The sequence below is a fragment of the Burkholderia sp. M6-3 genome, assembly GCF_050858985.1.
Taxonomy (GTDB): Bacteria; Pseudomonadota; Gammaproteobacteria; order Burkholderiales; family Burkholderiaceae; genus Paraburkholderia; species Paraburkholderia caledonica.
The window spans coordinates 1,373,364-1,399,771 of record NZ_CP110091.1 but is presented as its reverse complement, the minus strand read 5'-3'; the positions used below and the strand labels follow the sequence as shown (position 1 = coordinate 1,399,771).

The window sequence follows — 26,408 nt, the reverse complement described above, 5'->3', positions numbered from 1 at the left end:
TTAACGATGCCTGAGTCCCATGCGCATGTTCACGACACCGACAGCGGCGACGCCGGCGCGTACGCTACTTCTCAGGACGGAACCGAAGTCGTCGACCCGGTCTGCGGAATGAAGGTCGCGACGGGCTCCCCTCATCGCCTTACCCACAAGAGCAAGACGTATTTCTTCTGCAGCAGCAAGTGTCTGGAAGCTTTCCGGGCAGCGCCGGACAAATACCTCGGTCCGGTGACGAATACGGCCCTTGCGCCCGTTGTTTCCGGCATCGTCTATACATGCCCAATGCATCCGCAAATACGAGCTTCTGCGCCGGGTGCGTGTCCTATCTGCGGCATGGCCCTGGAGCCGCTTACTCCGGTGGCTGACGAAGGCCGCAATATCGAACTGGAGTCAATGACGCGACGTTTCTGGGTCGCGCTCGTGCTGTCGGTTCCTCTGCTCGCGATGACCATGGGTCGAATGATGTTGCCGTTCGACCTCGACGCCGCGCTCGATCAGCTCTTTGCCGCATTGGCACTGCCTCATTGGATGCACGCGACATGGTCACAGTGCGTCCAGGCGGTGCTTGCGACGCCCGTTGTGTTGTGGGCCGGTTGGCCGTTTCTACAGCGTGGGTGGAAATCGTTCGTGACCTGGCAGTTGAACATGTTCAGCCTCATCGGGCTGGGTGTGGCTGCGGCGTATGTGTTCAGCGTTTTCGCTCTGTTCTTCCCGGAAGCGTTGCCACAGGCCTTCAGGAGCGGTCACGAGCCGCCTCTCTATTTCGAGGCTGCGTCGGTCATCGTGGCGCTTGTGCTTCTCGGTCAGGTGCTCGAGCTTCGCGCCCGCTCGCGCACGTCGAGTGCCATTCGTGATTTGCTGCATCTCGCGCCCCATACTGCGGTCCGCGTCAAATCGGACGGTGCGGAAGAGACGGTGCCGCTGGAAGACGTTGCCGTTGGCGATACGCTTCGCGTGAAGCCAGGTTCGAAGATACCAGTCGACGGTGTTGTGGTGGATGGCGGCTCGAGCGTCGACGAATCGATGATTACGGGAGAATCGATTCCTGCTGAAAAGATTGCAGGCAGCAAGGTCACCGGAGCAACCGTCAATCAGACTGGCACGTTCCTGATGCGAGCCGAAAAAATCGGCTCCGACACGCTGCTCGCGAGAATCGTACAGATGGTCGCTGAGGCCGGGCGTTCGCGCGCGCCAATCCAGAAGCTCGCTGACCATGTGGCAGGCTGGTTTGTGCTCGCAGTCATCGGTATCGCGGCTGTGTCGTTCGTCGTCTGGGCAATGGTGGGGCCAACGCCGGCTCTGGCGAACGCGTTGGTTGTTGCCATCAGCGTTCTCATCATCGCATGTCCCTGCGCGCTCGGACTCTCGACACCCGTTTCAATCATAGTGGGTGTCGGCCGCGGCGCGAGGGACGGCGTGCTCATCAAGGATGCGGAAGCGCTCGAATTGATGGAGAAAATCGATACCGTCGTTGTGGACAAGACCGGTACGCTCACCGAAGGAAAGCCGCGCGTGCAGACGGTCATTGCGCTAAGCGGGCAACCGGAATCCATCGTGCTGGGCTATGCGGCGAGTCTCGAGGGTGCAAGTGAACATCCTCTCGCTCAGGCAATCATTGCGCGCGCGAAGGAGTCGGGTACGTCGACAAGTCGGGTCGACTCGTTCGAATCGGTTCCGGGCAAAGGTGTGACAGGCAATATCGACGGTCACACGGTGTCACTGGGCAACGCACGGCTGATGGACGACATGGCAGTTGACTACTCCTCGGTAGCGGTCGATACGAACAAGCTGCGCGAGGCCGGCCAGACGGTCATGTATCTCGCGATCGACGGCAAACTCGCGGGCTACATCGGTGTCGCTGACCCGGTGAAGGAAACCACGCCCGACGCGGTACGTCAGTTGAAAACTTCTGGCATCAAGATTGTGATGCTGACCGGAGACAACCCCATTACAGCGAACGCAGTTGCGAAGGCACTGGCGCTCGATGGCGTCAAAGCGGGCGTTCTACCCGAGGACAAGTACAAGCATGTCCAGGAGCTTCAGCAACAGGGGCACGTCGTCGCGATGGCCGGGGATGGCGTGAACGATGCACCGGCGCTGGCACAGGCCAACGTCGGCATCGCAATGGGTACAGGGACGGACGTTGCGATGAACAGCGCACGTGTGGTGCTGGTCAAGGGCGACCTGCGTGGCATTGCGCGAGCGCGCGCATTGAGCGTCGCAACGATGAGGAACATTCGCCAGAATCTGTTTTTCGCGTTCGCGTATAACGCGGTGGGGATTCCGGTGGCGGCTGGTGTGCTCTATCCGTGGCTTGGTATCGTGCTGAGTCCGATTATAGCCAGTGCCGCGATGGCGTTGAGTTCGGTCTCTGTCATCGGTAACGCATTGCGATTACGCACTGCCCGGACGTAACGCGCGACCTTTGCGCCCGTGTCTGTTCGAGCGTTTCTCGCTCGCCTCACCACGCGAGGAAGGCAGCCGGTGTTACATACCATGCCCAGAAAGCACCGAACATTGCATTGGCCTCTTTGCGCGTGGCTTCTCGCGGCCGTCGGCGCTGCGACAATCGCAATGGGCATCTATTTCATATTCGTGCGGCCGCCCTTGCTACCGGAAGACCTTCGATACATGGGGTTGTCCAGTGAGCGGTTGCTGGTAGCAATGCCCAAGCTCACGTCGTGGCTCAGATTAGTCTTCACTGTTCTTGGCGGTTACATCGTGGGGACGGGCGTCCTACTCGTGCATCTGGCACTGGGCGCATTTGCCGAACGCAAACCCTGCGCTCTTTGGGTCGCCTGGCTGAGCGGCAGCGTTACGACCGGATTGATGTCCGTCGCGAATCTGTTCATCAATTCGCATTTCAAGTTCATCGTATTGGCGCTGACAGCGGTGTGGCTTGCGGCGCTCGTCCGTCCCCCGCTCCGGGGCGCGTGGCTTGTGAATCGCCGCGAACGCATGCGTCCATGTGATCCAGAATCCTCACGCGCTCGTAATTGTCGCTGCCACGACGCCGCCGCTTTAACGTTACAGACTGACACCTCTGGACGATTACAGAAGTCTTAATCGCATGCTAGACTCTGCACCCATGTCCTACTGGCGCAAACTCTTTCTCGTCGTGCTGCTTGCACTGAGCCTTCCGGTTCAGTCGTTTGCGGCCGTCTCGATGATTTGTGCCACCCCGGAAGCGGTCGATGAAGCAACCGCTGACCATCTCCATCTGGACGAGTCGTCTGACGGACATGTGCTCGTAGCCAACAATGATGACCATCATGGCGACGACCCCAGCGGTGCCCATCACACTCATGCGTGTTTGACCTGCGCCTCCTGTTGCGTCGGTGCTGCGCTACCGGCCGTGCCTGCGGTTTCCGCTTCTGCTGACCGGGTCCACTTCCCCGTTCCACTGCCCCCTGCTGTCGCTGTCGTGTCGTTCGTGACCGGCGGCATCGAACGTCCTCCCCGCTTGTTTCTCGTCTAGTCCGCGCAAGCGCATCCGTTGGCTGCGCTTGCAAGTTTTCCGGTGTCCGTAAAGGACGCTGGATGGTTCACGACGAGAAAAATTCATGCGAACAATTTCTGCGGCGCTCCTGGGCGCGGGCGCAGCGTTGTCGTCGCTCGCGCACGCTACGACTGCAGTTCCCGATCCAACTGATGCAGCGGCGTCGGTTCCGCTCATCACCGTTCAGTCTGCCTTTGACGGCTACAAGTCGTGGCAAGACGGTGACGCGCCGAGCTGGCAGCAGCTGAACCGTGCCGTTGCGCCAACCCGAAGCACAGCGGCCATCAAGCATGGTCAGCCACCAGCTGCGACCGCGGGTGAAAAAGGCGGTCACGGGCACGGGGGCGAGTCGAAATGATTCGATATTTCGCCCCGAGCCGCGTGGGATGCATTGCCCTCGCGACGATGCTTCTGGCCGGCTGCACGACGTTCTCAAAAGACGGCGGATTCAACACCGTATCGACGACTGCGTCCGAGCGACTTGGTAAGGACGCCGTCTTCCTGAAAAACGACGAAGACCGCGTCGCTGCTTTCAAGCGTACGCAGGAACTGCTGTCGAAGCCACTCGGCATGGATGACGCCATTCAGGTCGCGCTGCTGAATAACCGGGGACTTCAGGCGTCGTACGCCGAGCTCGGTATTTCCGAAGCCGACCTCGTGCAGGCGGGCCGCCTGCCCAATCCGGGTTTTACGTTCAGCCGGACGCACTGGAGCGATGGCTTCGGTATCAGCCGAACGTTCTCCATGGGCGTATTGGGTGTACTCACGCTGCCTGTGGCGACGCGCATCGAGAGCCGGCGGTTCGAACAGACAAAGCTCGAGACGGCCAATGCGATGCTCGCCGTGGCCGCCGATGCCCGGAAGGCCTATGTGAATGCTGTCGCTGCCGAGCAGGCAGCCCAATACGCCGCTCAGGTCAAGGATTCCGCCGAGGCAGGGGCAGAACTTGCCTTGCGCATGCGGCAGGCAGGCAATTTCAGCAGGCTCGACTATGCGCGCGAACAGGCCTTTTACGCTGAGTCGGTTGCGCAGCTGGCCAAGGTACGGCAGCAGTCAGTCATAGCCCGGGAAAAGCTCACGCGCACGATGGGCCTGTGGGGCTCCGGAACGCAATACAAGCTGCCGGACCGTTTGCCTGACCTGCCGAAGGACAGGCCGCAACTAAACGACCTCGAAAGCTTTGCGATGCAGAACCGCCTGGACATACAGGCGGCAAAGCTGCGGACACAAGGCGTTGCAACCTCGCTGGGCCTCAGCAAGGCGACCCGATTCATCAATGCGCTCGATGTCGGCTATCTCGACAACTTCGAGACCGATAAAGGACACGAGCACGGATACGAAATCAGTGTCGAGATTCCGATTTTCGATTGGGGCAGCGCAAAGGTCGCACGCGCCGAAGCCATCTATATGCAGTCGGCGAACCGGCTCGCCCAGACGGCGACTGACGCCCGCTCCGAAGTACGCGAGTCGTACTCCGGCTATGTGACGAGCTACGACGTTGCGAAGCATTACCGCGATGAGGTCGTGCCCATACGCAAGACTATCTCGGATGAAATGCTGTTGCGCTACAACGGCATGCTCGCAAGCGTGTTCGAACTGCTTGCCGATTCGCGCGACCAGGTTGCTGCCGTCAACGGATACATCGACGCGCTGAAAGACTACTGGCTTGCGGAGACAGACCTGCAACAGTCGCTTGGCGGCCGCCTTCCGCCGCTCGCAATGGCACCGACGCCGGGCGCACCGCAGCGCGACGCGCCGCCAACACCACCGGCTCCGGTGCAGGACTCGCCGCTGCCTGCTCCCGCGCCCCACCCGGCATCGCCGACGACTTCAGAAGGTAAATGAACATGGTCTCACGTCGAACATTTCTCGGCGGCTCTGGCGCGGCGCTACTCGGCGCAGCATTGGTCAGCAAGGCTGGCGCAGCGTCACTTCCAGAAGCGCCAACTATGGACAAGACCACCACGCAACCGCCACTGGTGCCGCCCAATGGCCGACCGTATACACCCGTGGCCACACTGAATGGCTGGACGCTGCCATGGCGGATGAAGAACGGTTGGAAGGAATTCCATCTGATTGCCGAGCCCGTGGTGCGCGAGATGGCGCCCGGCATGAAGGCGAACCTGTGGGGCTACAACGGCCAGGCGCCCGGTCCGACCATCGAGGCGGTCGAAGGCGACAAGGTTCGAATCTTCGTGACCAACAAGCTGCCGGAACACACGACGGTTCACTGGCACGGAATGCTCGTGCCGTCCGGTATGGACGGTGTGGGCGGTCTCACGCAACCCCACATTCCGCCAGGCAAAACGTTCGTCTATGAGTTCCAGCTCGAGAAGCACGGCACGTTCATGTATCACCCGCATGCCGACGAGATGGTGCAGATAGCGATGGGCATGATGGGCACGTTCATCGTCCATCCGAAAGACCGTGGCGTCATGCGGGTGGACCGCGACTTCGTGTTCCTGATGTCCGCCTACGACATCGACCCGGGCAGCTTCACGCCGCGCGTGAACGAGATGACCGACTTCAACATGTGGACATGGAATGCACGCGTCTTTCCGGGCATCGACTCGCTGCCCGTGCGCGCAGGAGATCGCGTCCGCATCCGCTTCGGCAACCTGACGATGACCAATCATCCCATCCATCTGCATGGGTACAGCTTCGAGGTCGCAGGAACAGACGGTGGATGGATTCCTCCCGCCGCGCGTTGGCCTGAAGTGACCGCCGACGTTGCCGTCGGTCAGATGCGTGCCATCGAGTTCACCGCGGACCGGCCTGGTGACTGGGCGTTTCACTGCCACAAGTCCCATCACACGATGAACGCGATGGGGCATCAGGTCCCGAACCTGATTGGCGTGCCGCAGAAGGACCTCGCCAAACGCATCAACAAGCTGGTCCCGGACTACATGGCAATGGGCAGCGCGGGCGGTTCAATGGGCGAGATGGAAATGCCGCTACCGGACAACACGCTACCGATGATGACCGGTACCGGGCCGTTCGGTGCGCTGGAAATGGGCGGCATGTTCAGCGTCGTGAAGGTGCGCGAAGGACTGGGCCGCAACGACTACCGTGACCCTGGCTGGTTCAAACATCCGAAGGGGACGGTCGCGTACGAATACACCGGTGAACTGCCGTACAGCTGATTTCGTGACACGCCGGACATGGCTCCGGCCGATATTTGTTAATTCAACTGCAGGAGAGTTTTTGATGAAGAACGCAATTGTTTCCATCGTGTTGGGTTGCACTGTAGCCGTATCCGCGACCGCGTATGCCGCGGGCGATACGGGCAACATGAATATGGCAGACGGCGCACAACAGGGTGCGGACGCGAAGAACGACATGTCGCACGGCGAGGTAAGGAAGGTGGATAACGCCGCCGGGAAGCTGACCATCAAGCACGGGCCGCTCAAAAATCTGGATATGGAGGCCATGACGATGGTGTTCAAGGTCAAAGACCCAGCCATGCTTTCGCAGGTAAAAGTGGGCGACAAGATTGACTTCGTTGCCGAAGAAATTGACGGCGCCCTCACTGTGACGAAACTGCAGAAGCAGTGAGCTTTTAATAGCGCTCCAGCGGGGCAGTACACACTGCACCGCGATTGAGTTAAGGGAGGACACAATCGTGAACATCACGATATCCAGATTACTCGTCACAGCAGCGGCGACCGCCGCTGCTGCGCTTTCACCTCTTATCGCGTTCGCGCACGGCAAGCTGGAGAGCGCCACCCCACCGGCCGGCAGCGCGGTGGACTCGTCGCCTGACATGCTGCGCCTGACGTTTAATGAAGACCTCGAATCCGCGTTTAGCTCGATCAAGGTCGTTGACGCGTCGGGCACAACTGCCAGCAACGACAAAGCAAAGGTAGATTCGTCGAACCCACGCGTGCTCATGGTTGCGGTCCCAAAGCTTGCCTCCGGCTCGTACACCGTGCAGTGGGCAGTCATGACGCATGATGCTCACAAAACCAAAGGCTCTTATACATTCGCGGTGAAGTAATGAACGACGGTTTCCTCGGCATTTTGCGGCTTGCATCTGTGGCACTGCAGAACATCAGCTTCGCTATTCTTGTAGGTGTTCTGCTCAGTGACAAGTGGCTTTCCCGCAGCACTTCACGATGGCAGACGAGCGTCAGTGTCCATCTGCTTCTCACCTTGCGCATCGCTTCCTTTACTGCGCTGGTGTCCAGTGCGTTCGCGTTCTGGATTCATTGCGCGCTAATGAGTGAATCGACCCTCCAAGAGGCGGGTCCAGCCGCTCGTTCAATGCTTGTGGAAACCGACTTCGGCCATGCCTGGCTGGCAGGCGCGGGGTTTATGCTACTGGTGATGATTCTGTCGCTCGCGCAGGATCGACGTGCGATTCGTTTCAAGCCCGCTATCTCGCTCGCCCTCGCAGGAGTTGCGTTGGCGCGCAGCCACGGAGGACACCCGATCGATGCAGGCGCGTTCAGTCTTCCGGTATGGGTAGACTGGGTGCACCTGCTTGCTATCAGCGTGTGGGTGGGGCTCGTACTTGTCGCAACTTACATCGTGATGCCCCGTGTATTTCGTGCGCCCGCCGCTGAGCGGCCGGACACTGCGGCGTTCATTCAATCGCTTTCCGACGCCGCGACGTTGGCGCTCGTCACCATCTTCGTCACTGGCGCTTACAGTGGCTGGCGCGGAGTCAATGCAGCCGAGTACCTCTGGACATCCACGTATGGACGCGTCCTGATGGTTAAGCTTGCTCTCGTGGGGATTGCCGCCGCGCTTGGCGGACATAACCGGTTCTTCGAGATGCCCCAGCTGCTCACCTCCCTGAGAGGGACGTCTACGGAGTTCACTGCACGACCGTTGAAGCGGTTTGCCGCTGTCTTGCACGTCGAATCTGTTCTGCTAGGAGCTGTGCTCGTCACGGCTGCCGTTCTCGTCTCCAGTCCACTGCCCGGGACAACGTAGGCGACACGATGATATGGAGCGCGACTGCGTAACTTTCATGCGGACTATCGTGGACGAACACACACCGCACGGTGTTCAACCGGAGCAAGCTGTGCCTGGGTTCTCTACGGTCCACCCTTGAAGAGACTTCCCCTGGACGCTCCGTCAAGCAATACAACTGCTTACAAATCTCACACTGGCCCGGTGCACCGCTGTGTCGATTGCTGCGTTCTTGCTGACACACCTCAACGGAGCGCGACATGAGCACCAACCTGACTTCCAGTTCACCGCAGCGTAGTCGAATTCACCCTTTGGTTGCTGGCGCAGCTGTGGCGGTCATCCTGGCGAGCGCTACGGGTATCGCGGCGATGACAGGCATTCTTCCGGCGTCCCGAGCTGTGACGCCTCCTGCGACGCAAGGCATACCGGTGGCTGCACAAAGCGCAAGCGCACCGGTCACTTCGCCGCAACAGAACGTGGAGCAGCGTGCGACCGCGGAGGAAACGCCCGCCCGGCCGCGCATCCATCATCACCACAATGTGCCGGTTGAGCAGCCCCCCAAGTATGCTAACAACGACGCACATCAAGCGTCGGCACAGCCCGCTCCAGGACCAGTCGCTGTTGACCCGAACGCTGGCGAAGTCGTCGCCATCAATACGGTCCAGGAGCCCGAACCGACAACGGGTCTCGGGGCCGTAGGCGGGGCAGTCGCCGGTGGGCTGCTGGGAAATCAGGTCGGCGGAGGACGCGGTCGAGTTCTGGCAACGATTGCCGGTGCCGTCGGCGGCGGCCTCGCGGGCAATGGCATTGAGCATGCTGTGCGCAAGGCGACTAACTACCAGGTGCAGGTCAGAATGCAGGACGGCAGCTACCGGAATTTCAACTATTCGACGCAGCCACCGGTCCAGATCGGTGAGCGCGTTCATGTCTCGGGCGACTCCCTGAGCGCGTCGTAATCGGCATCCAGAACCTGCGAGGTCTGCGGTGGCAGGTACAAGGTAAAGGACGTCGAGAACGCAACGCAGCCGGCGGATCGCTGCACGCACTGACGCCTGAACCATGTAGCCGGCGCAACTCTTTACACCTGCCGATTCTCTGCTCCGGCAGTCACGCGGAATGTGGGCCGGGGACGTGGTGCCGGCATGTGCGTCCGTGCCTCAGGGCGCGATACGTCGAGGCTCGCGTTATAGCGATCGACGACCTCGTCGTACGCTTCTCGCGCGACCGCAATACGCCTTTCGACCGCGCCCAGTTGCGCGCGAAGCGTTTCGAAACGCGGGTTCTGCCGAATCTGCCCATCATTGCCGAGTTCAATCAGAAGCCGCGATAGGGCGTCGCCTAGCTGCCGCTGCGCGACGGCAAATCGCTCGAACGGCACCTGCTCCGCAAGCGCTTCCGGGTCGAGCCGAATACACGCCAGGTCGGCTTGCGCGGCCGTTGCCGCCCAAACTGGCGCACTGTTCGGATTCCCAAGGGGTTGCGCCAGAACGATCAGGTCCCGCGCAAGCAAGGCACGCGTCTCGTACTCGTTGAGTACATTTCGCAGCGCCGCGTTGACCTGTGCATCGTCCGGGGGGGCGCTGTAAGAGGAGCAGCCACCGGGCAAGCTTGCGAAAATAGCCAGCATGACAACCCAGACAAAAGCCCGAAGCACATAGCGGCCCTGCCCCTGCGTGCCGCGAACGGCCAGTACGCGTGCCGCCAAGGTCGCTTCCTGCCGCGTCCGCATGCCCCGTCTCCTGTGCTCAGTCGTGAACAGTGAAACGATATCGCCCGAATAGAGCCATCGACTGACTTCCGTCAAATTCGCTGAAAATCGTCTCGTTCCAGGTGGGGCTTGTGAGGCGCCCTTCCTCCGGTATTCACGCGCCCCTCACGCGGGATCGTCGCAGATGGCACCGCTTTCACAGCGCACTCGGCAGGTCAGGTCTGCTGCCGACCTGGCTTAGTACGCCCGGACAACTCCAACACGGCCATTCCGGCAAGCATCGCTGAGAGACAAACCAAGCCTTCGGAAAGCCTGCGCCCAGTGCACCCAGTGCAGGACTCGGGCAGAGTCCCGCGAGCCCCGAGCCGAACGCCGCCGACCGCGTGACGAGCCCACGTCATTCGCTCGGATTCAGACCACGGCCTCGTTCGAAATGCGCTATCTCGTCGGCATCTTGAGATTCGCCGGTAATCGGATCACGTACAAGCGGCCGGGCAAATCTCCAGCGGTCTCGTCTTCCGAGTAAGTGAAGTAGACGAGCGCGTGTCGCTCAACGTCGACCACTCGGAATACGTGAAGCGATCCGAAAATCGGACTGTGTTGCGCCGTAAACACTGTTGCCTGGGCGGGAACTGCAGCCGCAACTTCCAGATTGCCAGTCTGATGACACGACGCCGAGAGATCCGCGGTGCGTGCCATCCGCCCACCTCCGAAGGCACCATCCGAATGCGATTCCGTGACATAGCACGTGACGCCTTTCACGAGAGGATCGTCGTAGGCGGAAATGGCGACGTGGTCTCCATAACGCTGACTGTGAGTCTCGATCGATGCCAGATCGCCCGCTAGCGCCGCAGGCGACGAAAACATCAACAGCGCCGCTCCGATGCCTAGTCCTCCGCGAATCCGTTGTTTCATCCCGCCTCCTTGTTCTCCATCGCCGCATCTCTGCTCGCGCGGCAGCGCGATAGTCAGCTGACTTCAGGCTATGCCACTGGAGAGTGAGCCGCTTGATGCAAGTCAACGCTCATAGGCCGCCTCCGCGTCATTCTGAAAATGGCGATTTAGTCGGGAAAATCTTGCTCAAACCAGAAAGATCGTCGTGCCACCTCGCGGCGCGAATGAATTGCGCTTTTTCTGGGAAGATGCGGCCACGCATGGCGCGCCGCGAGTCTGCAGAGGCTGTGCTGCTATGGGTCGTTGGTGAGCGGCGCACGGCGCCAGCAGGAGCAAGCGGCAAACTCATGCAATCCGATCCGGACGCACCCATGGTTAGGCCTGTGCAGCCGGGCGCTCTACCGACTTTGGCGGCGTGGCAGCTCAGTGGGCTCGCTTCGGCCTGAACATCGTCGATTCGACAGCGCGGCGCACCTGGCTGCAACGCTCTGGAGGTGCTCTCACGGAGGTGCTGCATGAGCCCAAGTTCCTCCTGCTGCTCACAGCGTCGGAGCGGCCAGACTGGGGTGCCCGACGTGGGCGACTTGGTCCATCGTCCTTGCAAACCACCTGCAGTTGCTCCGGCGCAGTTGATTCGAATCAGGGTTGCGGCATCAGCCGTCGCGGCCCTACTGCGCCTCTGCCGCGCCTGCTGCCAGCTCCACGATGTCCTCGGTGATTTCGTCCTGGCGAACCCGGCGATAGCTTTGCGTCAATTCTTCGAGCGTGTCCCGCACGTTTGCACGCGCGGCCAGCATCGCGCGCATCCTCGCTTCGTTTTCAGCTGCGAACGAGAGCATCAATGCTTCACATATTTCGACGAAAACATATGATTCGACCAGCCCCGCAAGCAGACGCTCGGCGGATAGGTTCAACAGCGGCGGCAGGCCGTGTCCGACCGTACGAAAACGTGAAAAGTCGAGCGGGATCAGGCGGTGCTCGACGATCTCGTCCGTCTGCGCGACGCCCGGCAGCGCGTGCACCAGCGACACATCCTCGATTGCGCGGCTGGCGAGACGCTGGTAGAGCGCATCGGTGATGCGGCCCGCGAGCGACAGGACGTCGTCTGCGTGGGAAGCCGCGGGTGAACGCCAGACCACTGGACAGCGACGCTCGTTGGCGAGCAACTCGCCGCGCGTGCCGACCAGCATCAACTCGGATCGCGCGTGGTCGGTGCAGTTCTGCGCATAGTCAAGAATCCGCTCATTGAACGCGCCGACGAAGCCCTGCTCCGAACAGAGGGCGATGACGATCCGTGCGCGGAGATCCGACGGTGACCGGAGCGGCGGTTCAGGTGTTCCATGCCCGAGCACCGCGCCAATCGCGGCGCCCACGGTTGCCGCCGAGGAACGTATGCCGGGCAGCCGCCGTTGCGCCTCGCGCGAGCGGGCTGCCGCGATGCCGCGCATCGCACCTATCACCGCGTCCAGCTGACGCGCTGTCGCGCTGCGCGCTTCGATTCCAGCCAGCTTCCCGCTCATTGCTCGCTCCGGGTTCCGGTTGGACCGGGACTGCTGCTCCGAGAGAGACGCTGCACGATGTCGCGTACCGCCGCGACGAGTCTCGTCTGAGCTGCCACGTCGAACGACGCGTCATCGTAGGCCTCTTCAAGTCGCGCGCCCGACAGCCGGGCGGCAAGATGTGCGCGCACTTGCGCCGCGATCGACGGCGGCACTGCGTCGAACACGCCCTCCGCAAGCGCCGCAAGCAACGCTATTTCGTCGAGCGTCGAGAGCGGCGCGAATCGAGGTTGCGCAATCAAGGCCCGAATGCGTTCGCCCCGAGCAATCTTGCCGGCGACATGCGCGTCCGTCAGGCCTCCAAACCGGCTGAACATCTCGAGTTCGAGAAACTGCGCGTAATCGAGCCGCAGCCGACCCGACACGCCGCGCAACGCGCGATGCTGGGCCTTGCCCCCGACCCGGCTGACGCTCAAGCCGACGTCGACGGCCGGGCGCTGATTTGCCGCGAAGAGTGCGGCGTCCAGCACGATCTGGCCATCCGTAATCGAGATCAGATTGGTCGGAATGTACGCGGACAGGTTGCCCATGTCGGTTTCCGCAATGGGCAACGCCGTCAGCGAACCACCGCCAAGTCTCGGCGACAGTTTTGCCGCGCGCTCCAGCAATCGCGCATGAACGTAAAAGATGTCGCCCGGATAGGCTTCACGGCCCGGCGGCTCGCGTGTCAGCAGCGCCAGCTCGCGGTGCGTCGCGGCGTGCTTGGTCAGATCATCGATGACGACCAGCGCATGCTGTCCGCGGTCCCTGAAGTATTCAGCTATCGTGAAGCCCGCAAACGGCGCGATCCACTGCAATCCCGCCGCCGACGCCGCGGCGGCGACGACGAAGACGCAGCGTTCGGGAGCGCCATAGCGATGCACGGCTTCGATCACTCGCTGCACAGCGGTCGAACGCTGGCCTATTGCCACGTAGACGCAAATCATGTCCGAGTGCTTCTGGTTGACGATCGCATCGAGCGCCAATGCACTTTTGCCAGTGGCCCGGTCGCCGATAATCAGCTCCCGCTGCCCCCGACCGATGGCGAAAAGCGCGTCGACGATCAGCACCCCGGTCTCGACAGGCTCGCTAACCAGATCGCGATCTACGATAGCGGGCGCCGCCCGCTCCACCGGCATGCGACCAGCGGCCCTCACGGGTTCGTCACGGTCGAGCGGCCGGCCGAGCGGATCAATCACACGGCCGAGCAATCCCTCGCCTACCGGAACCTCGAGGACCGCGCCCGTGCGAGTCACCGACGTGCCGGCTTCCACCGTGGCGGCATTGTCCAGTAGCACTACGCTCATGAGCCCGGCTTCGAGTGTATGAACAAAGCCGCTCGCACCGTTATCGAAATGCACCAGCTCATTGAGCGCCGCATCGGTCAGTCCCGAGACAAAAGCGATGCCGTCGCCGATACGTTCGACGCGTCCCAGTGTATCGGCGTATGGGCCTGTCACCGCGCGCGCGAGCGCGGCGCGCTGCGTCGCGAGCCACGTGTCGTCGCACGAGTCAGCGGGAAGCATGGCTGTCATCGAGCAGCGCCTCCCTGATCCTGACAAGTTCGGCGCCGAAGCTGTTGCTGACGACGGCGTGCGGCGACCTTAGTTCGAGGCCGGCGATAAGTTTCGGGTCGACCTCGAAGCGAAGCGGCAGGTCCTTCCGCAGGCAGGCGGCGAGCATCGCACGGCACTGATCCTGTTCTTGCGAACTCAACGCGCGCGGCGCAGCGAGCACAGGCGCTGCGCCGTCTTCTCCAAGCCCCGCGCGCGCCGGCTGCGGAAGCCGTCCTATTCCCTCCGCAAGACCTTCGATAAAGGCCGTGACGCGGATGCTTTCGGGGAGCCTTTCGAGCAGCTTCGCGGCGATGTCGACGGCTAACCGCGTCGCCCGTTCGGCAGCCAGTTTGTCTTCGAGCGCGCGCGCAGCCGCCGCTTCCTCTCGCGCCGCGGCCCGCAACGCCTCGACATCGGCTTGCGCGGCGCTCAGAAGAGCCTGCTTCTGCGCCGCGACCTCCGCGGCTACCGCCTTCGTCGCGTCGTCGCGGGCCGCGACGATCCGCTGCCTTTCGCGAGCTGCGTCGTCGCGCTCATGAATCGCCGCTGTCTTTGCCGCGCCGGCATCGGCGATCAGGGCCCGCGCCGTGTTCTGGCGCTCGGCGATCATGTTCGCGACCGGGCGGAACAGGAAGCGCGCCAGCAGCCATATCAATACCAATGCATTAATAGTTTGCAACGCGAGGGTCCACCAGTCGATTCGCATGGCGCCCGCCTACTTCGCAAACGGATTGGCGAACAACAGCAACAGCGCAATCACGAGGCAATAGATTGCCATGGTCTCGATCATTGCGAGACCGACGAACAAGGTTCGCGACACCGTGCCTGCGGAATCCGGCTGACGCGCGATCGCATCCATCGCTGCGGCGACCGCGCGGCCTTCGGCAATGGCCGGCCCAATCGCGCCGAATGAGACGGCAAGCGCTGCCGCGACGATGCTGACAATCTGAACAAGATTATTCATGAGCCTTTGCCTTTTTGACGGTAGCGGGTTGCGGCTCGCCTATCGCGGCGCCGATAAAGACCATTGAGAGAACAGCGAAGATGTAGGCCTGAACGGCGCCTGTCAGCAGATCGAGCGCCATCAACGGAATCGGCACGAGCAACCCCGCGAGCGACAACACAATGCCGATCACGAACACACCGCTCATTACGTTGCCGAACAGGCGCACCACAAGCGAAAACGTCCGCGTGATCTGCTCCACCACGTTGAGCGGAATCATGACCCAGCTAGGTTCGGCGAACGACGCCAGATAGCCGGCGAGGCCCCGGCTGCGAATGCCGTGGAAGACGGCGGCGCCGAGCACTACCAGCGCGAGCGCGGCATCGGTCTCCAGGCGTGCGGTAGGCGGCGTCACGCCTGGAACGAGCGCGCACCAGTTCGCGATCAGCACGAAAACGAATAACGTACCGATGAGCGCGCGATAAGGACCCGGCTCTGCTTGCATGGTGTCGCGAATCTGCTGGTCGATCGTGTCCACGAGCAGTTCGAGCGCGGTCTGCATCTTGCCGGGTGCAAGCGAGAGTCTTCGGCTCACCACGACTGAAATGATCGTCACGACGGCCATGATCGCCCACGTCGCGAGCACCGGTTCGGTGATCACGACCGGGCCGACCTGTAAAAGCGGCGAGACGGTAAGCGGGGACTCGGTCATGACACGCCTTTGCAATCGCTGTGACGCTGCACAATCATGCGGCGCGCCGACAGCACGCCCGCCATTCCGGCAAGCAATGCCGGCACGCCGACTCGTGCGAGAAGCAGCAGCAACGCGCAAGTCAGCGCGATGCGTGCACACTGCAGTCCAAGTGCCGCGGCAAATTTTCCTGCTGAGAACAACGGCCAGTTCCATTTCAACGACAGGAAATGCCACGCCCCTGCCGCGAGGCCTGCCGCGAGCCCAACCGCGGCCTGGATGGCGAGCGAAGGTGACGGCATGTTCCAGATGTTCAGCGTACTAATCACGGCGTTCCCCTTGTTCGCGATGCATCCATTTCCACGCCGACCAGAAGCCGAGCGCCGCCCCCGCCATCAGCAGTGGCGCGGAAAAAAACACCCCGGTGCCGAAGATGCGGTCGAGCCAGCGTCCGGCGGCGAGCCCAAGCAATGTCGGCAGGACGATTGCCCACCCTAGAATGCCGATCTGGCCGAGCCGGCTGCCAAGCGACGGTTCCGGTACCTCGCGTGCGCGTGCTGCGCGCCCTGCGGCGTCCTGCGCCGCCTTGGCGAGCCTGTCTTCGGGGGAATGCCGCTCCTCGCGGCGATGCTCAATCATTGCAGCGACCCGCCCGGACCGGTTGACAGAGCGCCGCCTGCGTCGGCCCGCGGCCGCAGGTAACGCAGTATCTGACGCACCGCTCGCGCATGAAGGCGCAATTCGTCGACGCGCGCGCGCCGCAGCGCTTCTTCGTCGGCGGCGTGGCGGCTCCGAACGATCGCCGCGAGGTCTTCCAGCGCGTCGCCCGGAATCGCTTCACGGCAAGCGATGGACACGTGCTTGCCGCCCGACACGAGCAGGACCCCGCCACTCAGCGCGCAGTAGCGCGCCACGTTGTCCGGGCCGCTCCAGCGGACCACCGACGGCGTGAGTTGCGTGACGAAGTCCGCATGGCCAGCGCGGATGCCGAACGCACCGCTTGCGTCTTCCGCGCGCAGCGAAACTATCTCGACGCCGTCGAACCACACACGCGAAGGCGTGGCGATTGTCAGCCGTAATGTGTTGGCGTTCATGCCGATTGCTCCGTTGTGGCAGAGGCGGCCTGTTGTGTCGCAGCCTCTTCCTTGCCGCGCGCTTCATCCAGCGTGCCGACCATGTAGAGCGAGCTTTCCTGCCAGGTGTCGCATTCGCCAGCAAGAATCGCCTTGCATCCAGCAATCGTGTCGGCAAGCGCGACCGAACGGCCGGGCACGCCCGTGAAAGCCTCCGTGACTGCAAAGGGCTGCGTGAGAAAACGCTGCAGGCGCCGCGCGCGGCCGACCAGCATGCGGTCTTCCGCGCCCAGCTCCTCGATGCCGAGGAGCGAGATCACATCCTGCAGTTCGCGGTAATGCTCGATGACGCGGCGCACATCGGTAGCGACCGCCGCGTGTTCTTCGCCTACCACCAGCGGATCGAGAAGAATCGACGACGACGCGATCGGATCGACAGCGGGATACATGCCTTCGGCTGCCATTGCGCGTGACAGCACGACATTGCTGTCGAGGTGTGCGGCAATCGCGGTCACGGCCGGATCGGTGAAGTCGTCGGCGGGCACGTACACCGCCTCTATCGCGCTGACGGACACACCGCCCACGGACACGATGCGCTCCTGCAACTGCGCAACTTCACTCGCAAGCGTAGGCTGATAGCCCACTCGTGAGGGCATGCGTCCGAGCAGACCGGAAACTTCCGCGCCCGCCTGCACGAAGCGAAAAACGTTGTCCATCAGCAGCAGGACGTTTTGACGTCGTTCGTCGCGGAAGTATTCGGCTATCGTCAATGCGGTGAAGGGAACGCGCCAACGCGCGCCCGGGGGCTCGTTCATCTGCCCGTACACAAGTACGGTGCGCGCCAGTACGCCCGAGGTGCGCATGTCGAGCAGCATCTCGTGCCCTTCGCGCGAACGCTCGCCGATGCCGGCGAAAACCGAGATTCCTTCGTAGCGCTCGACCATCGCGTGAATCAGCTCCATGACCAACACTGTCTTGCCGACTCCGGCGCCGCCGAACATCGCGGCCTTTCCTCCTTGGGCGAGCGGCGTAAGCAGATCGATCACCTTGATGCCGGTCGAGAACAGTGTGGTAGTGCCCTTCTGCGATCGAAGCGGAGGCGCCGCGCGATGAATCGGACGCCGTTCGATCTGCGACGGCAGCGCTTCCCCGCCGTCACACGCCCTGCCCGTCACGTCGATAAGCCTGCCGAGCACTGCCTCGCCAACCGGCGCTTCGATGGCACCGCCGGACGCCTCGACTCGCGTGCCACGCCGCAAACCCGCAGTGGTTTGCAACGCCAGCGCGCGGACCGTCGTCTCGCTCAGATGCGCCTCCACTTCTGCGAGCACTGGCGCGAGATCGCCGGGCGTGACGACGAGCGCCTCTCCGACCGCAGGCAGGGGCGCGCCGCCGAATGCAACGTCGACGATCGCCCCACGCACGGCGACGACGTAGCCTTCGCGAGTGGTCGCGTTGTTCGCTGGCGGTGACGCTGCATGGTCTGCATGAGTCGGCATACCGGTCCCTCGGACGGTCATGAACAGTCAGAAGATATCGCCGTGGCACCCGCACGAACTGATCTTCATCAACTGTTTCATCGATAGGTCTCACAAACTCCCGCGCAGTCACGACCCTTCAGATTCGAGCTGCCGAGGTTGCTCCAACGGCGGGGCACACTCGGGCCCGAGTGATCCAGATCAATCGACGAGGCCCTCCGCGATGTCCTAATCCTCTTATCCGAGAAAAGGAGTGAGGTCCGTCATGAAAAACCTGACAGGTTCATTACCGGCATCGTCTGCCTCCGGGCCGGCCGAGCATGCTGGCAGCGTTGCGGTAAAGCAGTTGCGGCTCGGCTTGCTCACCGCGCTCGTCATCGGTTCGATGATCGGCAGCGGCGTGTTTTCCCTGCCGCAGAACATGGCCACCGGCGCGGGCGCCGCCGCAGTGCTGATTGGGTGGCTCATCACCGGCGCAGGCATGCTGATGCTCGCGTTTGTCTATCAGACGCTGACCACGCGCAAGCCGCAACTCGACAACGGCATCTACGCCTATGCGCAAGCGAGCGCCGGCGATTTCGTCGGCTTCAACTCGGCGTGGGGCTACTGGGTTAGCGCGTGGATCGGCAATGTGGGCTATCTGGTGATCGTGTTCGGCACCCTCGGCTACTTCTTTCCCGTATTCGGCGACGGCAACACATCTGCCGCGGTGCTGGGGGCGTCGATCGTGCTGTGGGTCATGCACGCCGTGATCCTGCGCGGCGTGCGAAGCGCAGCCTTGCTGAACGCCATCACCACGGTCGCCAAGGTGATTCCGCTCCTGCTGTTCATCGTGCTCGCCGCACTGGCTTTCCGAAGCCACGTCATCGCGCAGGATGTCTGGGGCAATGCAAAGCTCGGCAGCGTGTTCACGCAGGTCAAGAGCACCATGCTTATCACGGTATGGGTGTTTATCGGCATTGAAGGCGCCAACGTGTTCTCGGCCCGCGCGCAGCGGCGCGAAGATGTCGGGCGTGCAACCCTGATCGGCTTCACCGTCGTTCTGCTTCTGCTGATGGCGGTGTCTCTGCTGTCGCTTGGCATCGTCCCGCAAGGCGAACTCGCCGCGATGAAAAACCCGTCGATGGCCGGCGTGCTGGAAAAAGCGGTCGGCGCCTGGGGCGCGGTGTTCATCAGTCTCGGTTTGCTGGTGTCGGTGGGCGGAGCATTGCTCGCATGGACGCTGCTGGCAGCCGAAACGCTCTTCACCCCCGCGAACGGCGGCGTCATGCCGGAGTTCCTCGCGCGCTCGAACAGTCGTGGCGTACCCGCCAACGCGCTTTGGGTCACCAACGGACTGGTGCAACTGTTCCTCGTCATCACGCTCGTCTCGAACGCGACGTATCTGGCGCTGATCTCGCTTGCGACGTCGATGATCCTCGTTCCCTATCTGTTCTCCGCAGTCTACGCGACCCGCATTGCCATGCGCGGTGAAGGTTACGCACAAGGAGAAGGTGCGCGGACTCGCGACCTGCTGATTGGGGCCGCCGCAACCGTCTATTGCTGCTGGCTGCTGTATGCGGCCGGGCCGAAGTATCTGCTGCTCTCGGCCGTGCTCTACGCCCCCGGCGTGCTCCTGTATGGATGGGCCAAACGCGAACGCGGCGCGCGTCTTTTTAAACCGTTCGAACTGGCGATCCTCGCCGCGCTCCTGATGCTTGCAGCCGTAGCAGGATGGCTGCTGGCAACAGGCGCGCTCGGCTTGTGATCGAACAATCTTCAGGAAAACTACAATGACACTCGGCGTCTATTCTGAAATCGGCGAGCTGCGCAAAGTGATGGTCTGCCGCCCGGGCCTTGCGCAGTCCCGCCTGACTCCCGCTAATTGCCACGACCTGCTGTTCGACGACGTGCTCTGGGTCTCGCAGGCAAAGACTGATCATTACGCGTTCGTCAGCACCATGCAGGAGCACGGCGTCGAAGTGTTCGACATGCACGACCTGCTCGCTGACATCCTGCGCGGACGCGAAGCGCGCGCGTGGGTACTCGAGCGCAAGCTGGCGCCGGGCACGGTCGATGCGGAACTCGCTTCTCAACTGAAGATCTGGCTCGATGAGATGCCGGCCGTGGAACTGGCCGAGCGGCTGATCGGCGGAATCGTACGCGCGGAACTGCCATTCGAGCCCGATGGCCTCCTCGCACAATGCACGCGGCCGTCTGGCTTCATCCTTGCGCCACTACCCAACACGCTTTTCACGCGCGACAGTAGTTGCTGGATCAACGACGGTCTCGTGCTCGGTTCGATGTACTGGCCTGCGCGACGCGAGGAGACGCTGTTGAGTGCGGCGATCTACCGCTTTCATCCGCTTTTCAGCGGCGGCACGCGCATCTGGTGGGGCGGTCCTGACGTGGACCACGGCGGTGCGACGATCGAAGGTGGCGACGTGATGCCGCTGTCGCCCGACGTCGTACTGATCGGCATGGGCGAGCGAACTTCGCCGCAAGGCGTGGCACAGCTTGCGCGCGCATTGTTCGCTCGCGAATCGGTCAAACAGGTCATCGCCGCACAACTGCCGCGCTCACGAGGTGCGATGCATCTCGACACTGTGTTCACGTTCTGCGATCGCGATCTGGTGACGATTTTCCCCGAAGTCGTCGATGCGATCCGCTGCACGAGCCTGCGCCCTGGGCAACGTCCTGAACAGCTCGACGTGCGCCCCGAAAACGCACCGTTTCTGGAGGTCGTGGCCAAAGCGCTCGGCATCGCTACATTGCGCACCGTCGCCACGGGCGGAGACTCATGGGAGTCCGAGCGCGAGCAATGGGACGACGGCAACAACGTAATCGCGCTCGCACCGGGCGTGGTCGCTGCATACAACCGCAATGTGTACACCAACACGCTACTGCGCAAGGCGGGCGTGGAAGTCATCACGATTCCAAGTGCCGAACTGGGCCGGGGCCGTGGCGGCGGCCACTGCATGACCTGCCCCATCGAACGCGCGCCTGTCTGACACAAAGCTGGAACCTCATTTCGCAACGTTTCTGGAGAACTTGCGCATGGCATTCAATCTACGCAATCGCAGCCTGTTGAACATGCAGGACTTCACCCCACGCGACATCCGCTTTCTGCTCGACCTTGCCGCAGAACTCAAGCGTGCAAAATACGCCGGCAACGAAGTACCACGGTTAAGCGGCAAGAACGTAGCATTGATCTTCGAAAAGACCTCGACGCGTACGCGCTGCGCATTCGAGGTCGCGGTGCACGACCAGGGCGGTCACGTCACCTACATTGACTCCTCCAGTTCGCAGCTCGGTCGTAAGGAGTCGCTCAAGGACACCGCGCGCGTGCTTGGGCGCCTTTATGACGGCATCGAATATCGCGGCTTTCACCAAAGCGTGGTGGAAGATCTCGCGACGTATTCGCACGTCCCGGTGTGGAATGGGTTGACCGACGAGTTCCACCCTACACAGGTGCTCGCCGATCTGCTTACCATGCGTGAATTCGGAGAAAAGCCTCTTCACGAACTGTCGTTCTGCTACCTTGGCGATGCGCGTTTCAACATGGGTAACTCTCTGCTGATCGGCGGCGTGCAGATGGGCATGGACGTGCGCATCGCCGCGCCGCGCGAACTGTGGCCGCACGATGAACTGGTCCAGCAGATGCGGCAACTCGCCGAACGCACGGGCGCCAGGGTGACGATCATCGAGGACCCGTATGAGGCCGTGAGCGGGGCCGATTTCCTCTATACCGACGTCTGGGTCTCGATGGGTGAGCCGGTCGAGGCGTGGGGTCCGCGCATCGACTTGCTGCTGCCCTATCAGGTCAACGCCAGGCTGATGAAAGCAACGGGCAAGCCGCGCACACGCTTCATGCATTGCCTGCCGGCGTATCACAACCTGGAAACAGAAACAGGACGCATGATTCACGAGCGCTTCGGCCTGTCGGAACTCGAGGTCAGCGAAGAAGTGTTCGAGTCGAACGCATCGATCGTCTTTTCCCAAGCCGAAAACCGCATGCACACGATCAAGGCCGTGCTTGTAGCGACCCTTGCCTAAGTGCCCCACATGCGCATTCTGGTAGCGCTGGGCGGCAACGCGCTGCTTCGCCGCGGCGAACCCATGACGACGGCGCACCAGATCGTCAATATCCGCCGCGCAGCGACGCAGATAGCGAACCTCGCGGATCACAACGAGCTGGTCATCGCTCACGGCAACGGTCCTCAGGTCGGACTGCTCGCGGCGGCGATCGCCTCCTGCATCTCGGCCACTCGTGGCGGGAGTGCGAGCATGGTCCATCGCTCAAAGGCATCGCGGCACCGGCCGGCGATGCCGTACAGCCTGTCGAAGCTCCCGCTTTCCACCGGAGCCATTGTCCGGGGATAACCCGGGTCATGACGCTCCTGGCGCTGTGTGCCGGACCGCCCCCGGCTTGCCCGCCGCCTATTAGACGCCCGGTATCATTTGATACGGCTCGGTGTGATCCTCGACATGCTTGACGCCGGGTATGTTTTGCGCCGCAACGCGAACGGCATCCACTGCCTCCGCCGACTGGAAGACGCCCCATAGATGCACGACGCCGTCCGTCACCACAATATTGCGGCCAGCAAAGCCCCATTTGCGCCCTGCCAGTTCGCCCATCAGGACGGCGCGGATTTCGGCATCCGAGAGTGTCGCGTCCGACACCGGCTCATCTGGCACGCTCGCGAGCGCCTGCACCAGATTGGCACGACTAACGATTCCGACCACCCGTCCGGCTTTCGTCACGGGCACACGTTTGATGTGCTGTGCCTCGAGAATGCCAGCAACCTCGCCTAGCGGCGTGTCGGGCTGCACGGTCACCACCTCTGTGGTCATCACGTCGCTCACCTTGACCGCATGGGTCTTGACGTAGTCGCGCGCCTCGTGACTCGCGGACCAGACATTGAGCCACGACGTGCGCTTGCGCTCGTCGGTTCCGATCTCGCAGCGGCGAAGCAGATCGCCCTCGCTGATCATGCCGGCGATGCTGCCGTCCGTATCCAGCACCGGCGCGCCGCTGATGCCGTTATGGACAAAAACTTTGGCGACCTGACGGATGGTCATGTCGGGCGTGACCGAAATCACGTTGGTGGTCATGACATCAGATGCGCGCATGGGAAGCCTCCTCAAGGTTAAGTCGTTCAATTCGGGGCTCGACGGCACCTGTAAATCCGTAACGCCGGCAAGCCCCTGTCCAGTGTCAGATTAGGCCTGCACGTGCGCCTCCCGCTTGACGTGGATCATCTCTGCGAGGCTTGCGAGCGACAGCGCTTCTTCACAGTTGAATGACCGAGGTCAATTTCGTTGGATACATGAAGCCGATACTGGACGCTACGTAACCATCATGAGGAGAAAGTTCATGGCCCAACTTATGAAAGCCGCTGTCGTTCACGAATTCGGTGCGCCCCTGCGCATCGAGGAAGTTCCCGTCCCGAAGCCGGAGCGCGGAAAGATCCTCGTCAATGTGAAGGCATCGGGCGTCTGTCATACGGACCTGCACGCCGCCGACGGCGACTGGCCGGTCAAGCCCGCACTGCCGTTCATTCCCGGCCACGAAGGCGTCGGGTACGTCGCGGCCGTCGGCGACGGCGTCACCCATTTCAAGGAAGGCGATCGCGTCGGCGTGCCATGGCTCTACACGGCGTGCGGTCACTGCGAGCATTGCCTCGGCGGATGGGAAACGCTGTGCCACGGGCAGCAGAACACCGGCTACTCGGTCAACGGTGCTTACGCCGAATATGTGCTGGCCGATCCGAACTATGTGGGGCATTTGCCCGCGTCTGTCCCGTTCGAACAAATCGCGCCCATTCTGTGTGCCGGCGTGACCGTGTACAAAGGCATTCGCGTGACAGATACGCGGCCCGGCCAATGGATCACGATCTCCGGAATCGGCGGACTCGGCCACGTTGCGGTTCAGTATGCGATCGCGATGGGCCTGCGTGTTGCGGCAGTCGACATCGCGGACGATAAACTGGCTCTCGCACGCGAGCTTGGCGCGGAGCTGACATTCAACGCTCTCGAGTGCGACCCCGCAGCCGCAATCCAGAAGGAAATAGGCGGCACGCACGGTGTGCTCGTGACCGCCGTCTCACGCAGCGCTTTCGCACAAGCGCTGGGCATGGTCCGCCGTGGCGGCACCGTGGCGCTGAACGGATTGCCGCCAGGCGATTTTCCACTGCCGATCTTTTCAACGGTGCTCAACGGCATTACTGTGCGCGGTTCGATTGTCGGCACCCGGAAGGACTTGCAGGAATCGCTCGACTTCGCCGCACAAGGTCGCGTGCGCGCGCGGATTCACCTCGACCGGCTGGAAAACATCAATCACGTTCTCGCGGAACTGAAGAACGGTAAGGTCGATGGCCGCATCGTGCTGAAGCTCGACTGAGCGGCGCTAGTGGCGGGCGGCGCGAAGCTCCGTCCGCCCTCACCCCGCACTAGCCAGCACGCACGGAAAGCGTATTCGACATCTTGAGCCGGACCCAGTCCATCCCCTCGCTCAAACCCGCGAGTATCGCTTCGCGCTCGGTCGGAAAGATGCTGCTGTGTGTGAACTCGTGTTTGAACACGCCTTGCGGCGTGTGATGGCTGATCTGGATCGAGCAGTCGAACCCGCCCGCCGTACGGTGTGTAGTGGCAACAACCGACCAGTCGCCGTCGCCCACGTTGCCCGAAATCGTCATAAACCGCTCCCCGTTACTCGGAGTTCCGTAAATTGAATGGACCGGGACGCGTCAGCGGCACCGGTCCTGTGGTCAAGCGGGCAGAGGCGCATCTATGCCACCGTCAAGTCGTCGACGACCGCATGCACACCCGGCGCTGCCCACGCAGCACCGCGCACGGCAGAGCGCTCGGCGGCGGAGTCCACCTTGCCCGTCAGCGTGACCGTTCCCTCGTGCACCTTGATCTCGATGTGCTTCACTTCACGTTCAGCGTGACGCTGCAATGCCTTGCCAATCTGCTCACTGATATCCTGCGCGGCGGCCGCACCCCCGATCCGGATGAGGTTCGAGACGCCCGTGACGCCGCGCATGTGCGAAATGGTGCGGGTGGCGACATGGCTCTGATACGCCCGGTCTACCTCGCCGCGCAATGTCACCCAGCCTTTCTCCACCTGCACCTTGACGGCCTCCTCGCTCAAGCCGACCGTCCAGTGCATCAAGGAGCGAACCGCGTTGGCGATTTCCTCGTCGGTCCGCACGTCACTGTGCGGCACGCGAATGCTCATCTCGACGACCACGGCTTTTACGCCGGCCACACGCTGCGCGGCTTTTTCCGCCGCGAGCTTTTCCGCATAGCTGGCTGGATGACCCGACAAGGTCACGACACGGTCGCGTACTTCGACGCCGATGTCCGTGATCTCGACTGCGGGATCCCAAGCCAATTCCTCCTCGACCTGGCGCTTCAATTCGAAGTCCGACTTCATTGCATGCTCCTTGTTAACCTGACTCCGCCAGTCGCAGGCGCGCTGTGCTGACCTGCCGCGAGCACTGCAACATCGGCTCCGTTGATTCACCTCAGCTGATCTGCAGACGCTTGCGCTGAGACAGCGCCTTCTTCGGCAGAGTCAGCGAGAGCACGCCGTCCTTGTATTCCGCTGCGGCGGACCCCTCGTCGACTTCGCTCGCTAACGAAAATGCACGGCTGACCGCGCCCGCATATCGCTCGCGGCGAATCACCCGTTCCCCCTCTTTCATTTCCTGATTGCGTTCCACTTTCGCGCTGATCGAAACGAGGTTACCGTCGATCTTCACGTCGATATCTTTTTTCTCGACTCCCGGCAACTCCGCCTTCACGGTGTATCCGCTGTCGCTCTCGGTTACGTCGATCTTGATATCGGCAAGCGGTTCGCCACCCGCAGCGCGCATCGGGCGGAACAGCCCCTGGAAAAGTTCGGACATCGGTTCCAGCGGAAAGGGATCGAATCGTGTCAAGTTGCTCATCGTCGTGCTCCTGGACTGGTCAACAAAATAATGAAACAGATTGCGTTGCCCGCGGCCCTGCGCGGATGCCGCAGGCGTAAAGGCGCGCTGCAGTGTGCTCCGATGCGTCGCATTTTGCTTATGTCGGGCTATATGCGGGGCACGCTGTAGGAATGACTCTAGACCCGGCTGTGGTTC

Annotated in this window: 30 protein-coding genes and 2 pseudogenes; 15 read left to right on the top strand and 17 right to left on the bottom strand. The window is 62.2% G+C overall.

Going from position 1 to position 26,408, the window contains the following annotated elements; translation table 11 throughout:
* Positions 1 to 6 precede the first annotated feature (6 nt).
* The 10 genes from OH764_RS23595 to OH764_RS23550 all read left to right on the top strand — a co-directional run bounded on the left by OH764_RS23595 (position 7) and on the right by OH764_RS23550 (position 9,369).
* The gene (locus OH764_RS23595) at positions 7 to 2,412 is read left to right on the top strand and encodes a heavy metal translocating P-type ATPase (protein WP_498851032.1); all 2,406 of its coding nucleotides are present in this window, start codon (positions 7 to 9) and stop codon (positions 2,410 to 2,412) included.
* A gap of 159 nt (positions 2,413 to 2,571) precedes the next feature.
* Positions 2,572 to 3,063 carry a hypothetical protein gene (locus OH764_RS23590; RefSeq protein WP_498851031.1) on the top strand — a complete coding sequence of 164 codons (492 nt, stop codon included), beginning with the start codon at positions 2,572 to 2,574 and terminating at the stop codon, positions 3,061 to 3,063.
* Positions 3,064 to 3,085: 22 nt separating this feature from the next.
* Positions 3,086 to 3,475, top strand: a complete 390-nt coding sequence (locus OH764_RS23585) for a hypothetical protein (RefSeq protein ID WP_498851030.1) — start codon at positions 3,086 to 3,088, stop codon at positions 3,473 to 3,475.
* Positions 3,476 to 3,560: 85 nt separating this feature from the next.
* Positions 3,561 to 3,854, top strand: a complete 294-nt coding sequence (locus tag OH764_RS23580; RefSeq protein ID WP_498851029.1) for a hypothetical protein — start codon at positions 3,561 to 3,563, stop codon at positions 3,852 to 3,854.
* Positions 3,851 to 5,341 carry a TolC family protein gene (locus OH764_RS23575; protein ID WP_498851028.1) on the top strand — a complete coding sequence of 497 codons (1,491 nt, stop codon included), beginning with the start codon at positions 3,851 to 3,853 and terminating at the stop codon, positions 5,339 to 5,341. Before OH764_RS23580 ends, OH764_RS23575 begins: the two co-directional genes overlap by 4 nt.
* 2 nt (positions 5,342 to 5,343) lie before the next feature.
* Complete coding sequence (locus tag OH764_RS23570; RefSeq protein ID WP_498851027.1) at positions 5,344 to 6,639, top strand: multicopper oxidase domain-containing protein; 1,296 nt, start codon at positions 5,344 to 5,346, stop codon at positions 6,637 to 6,639.
* 64 nt (positions 6,640 to 6,703) lie between these two features.
* A complete protein-coding gene (locus OH764_RS23565) occupies positions 6,704 to 7,051 on the top strand; it encodes a copper-binding protein (protein WP_498851026.1) in 348 nt (115 codons plus the stop codon).
* A 67-nt stretch (positions 7,052 to 7,118) separates the two neighbouring features.
* Positions 7,119 to 7,493, top strand: a complete 375-nt coding sequence (gene copC, locus OH764_RS23560; protein WP_498851025.1) for a copper resistance CopC family protein — start codon at positions 7,119 to 7,121, stop codon at positions 7,491 to 7,493.
* Positions 7,493 to 8,434: a CopD family protein gene (locus OH764_RS23555; protein WP_498851024.1), complete on the top strand. Its 942-nt coding sequence runs from the start codon at positions 7,493 to 7,495 to the stop codon at positions 8,432 to 8,434. The genes copC and OH764_RS23555 overlap by 1 nt, the downstream gene beginning before the upstream one ends.
* Before the next feature lie 239 nt (positions 8,435 to 8,673).
* Positions 8,674 to 9,369, top strand: coding sequence for a glycine zipper 2TM domain-containing protein (locus OH764_RS23550; protein WP_498851023.1), 696 nt, complete (start codon positions 8,674 to 8,676; stop codon positions 9,367 to 9,369).
* A gap of 122 nt (positions 9,370 to 9,491) precedes the next feature.
* Here OH764_RS23550 and OH764_RS23545 read toward each other — a convergent pair whose 3' ends face one another.
* From OH764_RS23545 to atpD, 13 genes and pseudogenes are all read right to left on the bottom strand, one after another.
* On the bottom strand, positions 9,492 to 10,142 hold the full coding sequence (locus OH764_RS23545; protein ID WP_498851022.1) for a LemA family protein: 651 nt from the start codon (positions 10,140 to 10,142) through the stop codon (positions 9,492 to 9,494).
* A 194-nt stretch (positions 10,143 to 10,336) separates the two neighbouring features.
* A pseudogene (locus OH764_RS23540) lies at positions 10,337 to 10,512 on the bottom strand (DUF6691 family protein); the annotation flags it as partial.
* A gap of 47 nt (positions 10,513 to 10,559) precedes the next feature.
* Positions 10,560 to 11,036: a CreA family protein gene (locus OH764_RS23535; protein WP_498851021.1), complete on the bottom strand. Its 477-nt coding sequence runs from the start codon at positions 11,034 to 11,036 to the stop codon at positions 10,560 to 10,562.
* Positions 11,037 to 11,163: 127 nt separating this feature from the next.
* A complete protein-coding gene (locus tag OH764_RS23530) occupies positions 11,164 to 11,364 on the bottom strand; it encodes a hypothetical protein (RefSeq protein WP_498851020.1) in 201 nt (66 codons plus the stop codon).
* A gap of 319 nt (positions 11,365 to 11,683) precedes the next feature.
* Positions 11,684 to 12,535: a F0F1 ATP synthase subunit gamma gene (locus tag OH764_RS23525; RefSeq protein WP_498851019.1), complete on the bottom strand. Its 852-nt coding sequence runs from the start codon at positions 12,533 to 12,535 to the stop codon at positions 11,684 to 11,686.
* Positions 12,532 to 14,088, bottom strand: a complete 1,557-nt coding sequence (locus OH764_RS23520; RefSeq protein ID WP_498851018.1) for a F0F1 ATP synthase subunit alpha — start codon at positions 14,086 to 14,088, stop codon at positions 12,532 to 12,534. Before OH764_RS23520 ends, OH764_RS23525 begins: the two co-directional genes overlap by 4 nt.
* Positions 14,066 to 14,815, bottom strand: coding sequence for a F0F1 ATP synthase subunit B (locus OH764_RS23515; RefSeq protein WP_498851017.1), 750 nt, complete (start codon positions 14,813 to 14,815; stop codon positions 14,066 to 14,068). Before OH764_RS23515 ends, OH764_RS23520 begins: the two co-directional genes overlap by 23 nt.
* Before the next feature lie 9 nt (positions 14,816 to 14,824).
* Positions 14,825 to 15,073 (bottom strand): F0F1 ATP synthase subunit C, encoded by a 249-nt coding sequence (locus OH764_RS23510; RefSeq protein ID WP_013339327.1) that lies wholly within the window; start codon positions 15,071 to 15,073, stop codon positions 14,825 to 14,827.
* Positions 15,066 to 15,764, bottom strand: a complete 699-nt coding sequence (locus tag OH764_RS23505; protein ID WP_498851016.1) for a FoF1 ATP synthase subunit a — start codon at positions 15,762 to 15,764, stop codon at positions 15,066 to 15,068. Before OH764_RS23505 ends, OH764_RS23510 begins: the two co-directional genes overlap by 8 nt.
* Positions 15,761 to 16,072, bottom strand: coding sequence for an N-ATPase subunit AtpR (locus OH764_RS23500; RefSeq protein ID WP_498851015.1), 312 nt, complete (start codon positions 16,070 to 16,072; stop codon positions 15,761 to 15,763). The genes OH764_RS23505 and OH764_RS23500 overlap by 4 nt, the downstream gene beginning before the upstream one ends.
* Positions 16,065 to 16,382 carry an AtpZ/AtpI family protein gene (locus OH764_RS23495; RefSeq protein WP_498851014.1) on the bottom strand — a complete coding sequence of 106 codons (318 nt, stop codon included), beginning with the start codon at positions 16,380 to 16,382 and terminating at the stop codon, positions 16,065 to 16,067. Before OH764_RS23495 ends, OH764_RS23500 begins: the two co-directional genes overlap by 8 nt.
* Positions 16,379 to 16,837 (bottom strand): F0F1 ATP synthase subunit epsilon, encoded by a 459-nt coding sequence (locus tag OH764_RS23490; RefSeq protein ID WP_498851013.1) that lies wholly within the window; start codon positions 16,835 to 16,837, stop codon positions 16,379 to 16,381. The genes OH764_RS23495 and OH764_RS23490 overlap by 4 nt, the downstream gene beginning before the upstream one ends.
* On the bottom strand, positions 16,834 to 18,315 hold the full coding sequence (atpD, locus tag OH764_RS23485; protein WP_498851012.1) for a F0F1 ATP synthase subunit beta: 1,482 nt from the start codon (positions 18,313 to 18,315) through the stop codon (positions 16,834 to 16,836). Before atpD ends, OH764_RS23490 begins: the two co-directional genes overlap by 4 nt.
* Before the next feature lie 244 nt (positions 18,316 to 18,559).
* Here atpD and arcD point away from each other — a divergent pair, with 244 nt between their 5' ends.
* The 4 genes and pseudogenes from arcD to OH764_RS23465 all read left to right on the top strand — a co-directional run.
* Positions 18,560 to 20,041: a basic amino acid/polyamine antiporter gene (gene arcD, locus OH764_RS23480; RefSeq protein WP_498851011.1), complete on the top strand. Its 1,482-nt coding sequence runs from the start codon at positions 18,560 to 18,562 to the stop codon at positions 20,039 to 20,041.
* 25 nt (positions 20,042 to 20,066) lie between these two features.
* Positions 20,067 to 21,284 carry an arginine deiminase gene (locus OH764_RS23475; RefSeq protein WP_498851010.1) on the top strand — a complete coding sequence of 406 codons (1,218 nt, stop codon included), beginning with the start codon at positions 20,067 to 20,069 and terminating at the stop codon, positions 21,282 to 21,284.
* A gap of 46 nt (positions 21,285 to 21,330) precedes the next feature.
* Entirely contained in the window at positions 21,331 to 22,329 is a 999-nt protein-coding gene (argF, locus tag OH764_RS23470) for an ornithine carbamoyltransferase (protein WP_498851009.1), read from the top strand.
* A gap of 9 nt (positions 22,330 to 22,338) precedes the next feature.
* Positions 22,339 to 22,527 (top strand): annotated as a pseudogene (locus OH764_RS23465) (amino acid kinase family protein); the annotation flags it as partial.
* Between the two features lie 189 nt (positions 22,528 to 22,716).
* On the opposite strand, the gene OH764_RS23460 reads toward OH764_RS23465, so the two are convergent.
* Entirely contained in the window at positions 22,717 to 23,406 is a 690-nt protein-coding gene (locus OH764_RS23460) for a CBS domain-containing protein (RefSeq protein WP_498851008.1), read from the bottom strand.
* Positions 23,407 to 23,650: 244 nt separating this feature from the next.
* On the opposite strand from OH764_RS23460, the gene adhP reads away from it, so the two are divergent.
* The gene (gene adhP, locus OH764_RS23455; protein ID WP_498851007.1) at positions 23,651 to 24,676 is read left to right on the top strand and encodes a zinc-dependent alcohol dehydrogenase; all 1,026 of its coding nucleotides are present in this window, start codon (positions 23,651 to 23,653) and stop codon (positions 24,674 to 24,676) included.
* A 49-nt stretch (positions 24,677 to 24,725) separates the two neighbouring features.
* On the opposite strand, the gene OH764_RS23450 is transcribed toward adhP, so the two are convergent.
* The 3 genes from OH764_RS23450 to OH764_RS23440 all read right to left on the bottom strand — a co-directional run bounded on the left by OH764_RS23450 (position 24,726) and on the right by OH764_RS23440 (position 26,231).
* On the bottom strand, positions 24,726 to 24,971 hold the full coding sequence (locus tag OH764_RS23450; protein WP_408477270.1) for a UDP-glucose 4-epimerase: 246 nt from the start codon (positions 24,969 to 24,971) through the stop codon (positions 24,726 to 24,728).
* A 92-nt stretch (positions 24,972 to 25,063) separates the two neighbouring features.
* Complete coding sequence (locus OH764_RS23445) at positions 25,064 to 25,714, bottom strand: BON domain-containing protein (RefSeq protein ID WP_498851006.1); 651 nt, start codon at positions 25,712 to 25,714, stop codon at positions 25,064 to 25,066.
* 91 nt (positions 25,715 to 25,805) lie between these two features.
* Positions 25,806 to 26,231 (bottom strand): Hsp20/alpha crystallin family protein, encoded by a 426-nt coding sequence (locus OH764_RS23440; protein ID WP_408476924.1) that lies wholly within the window; start codon positions 26,229 to 26,231, stop codon positions 25,806 to 25,808.
* Positions 26,232 to 26,408 lie beyond the last annotated feature (177 nt).